At 65.5% G+C, this 386-nt stretch carries 1 protein-coding gene; it reads right to left on the bottom strand.

Annotation, left to right across the window (positions count from 1 at the left end):
* Window positions 1–386: transposase (locus ACWGTI_RS32785; RefSeq protein WP_454590695.1), on the bottom strand; the 386-nt coding region annotated here is incomplete at both ends.

Raw genomic sequence — 386 nt, 5'->3', positions numbered from 1 at the left:
AAGCGGCGGCGAAGGCCAGGCGGATTCGCGAGACGGTTTCGATGACGCGGGCGCCGAGCTTGAGGAGCCTGAGCCGCAGCGTGGCAAACTCGGCGTTGCTGAGATGATCGGTTGTGGGCACCGCCTCGCGCAGGGTGAGCATCAGCCAGTATGCGGCGGTGTGGAGGACGAGGCGCACCTGGTTGGCAATCGGTGAGCGGCAGCTGGTGCGGTCGGAGGCAAGCTGGCTCTTGTGCATCTTGATCAGGTTTTCGGCCTGGCCGCGGGCGCAGTAGAGCACGTCGTAGACATGCGCGGCGGAATCTTTGTCGAGATTGGTGACGACGAAGCGGATGTCGAGGCCGCGGGTGGTTGCCTCGATGCGGGCGCAGACGCGACGTTGCGTC

The organism is Mesorhizobium sp. ArgA1, from assembly GCF_053714375.1.
Note: the sequence above shows the minus strand (reverse complement) of the source record. Positions and strands in the feature narration are given on the sequence as shown.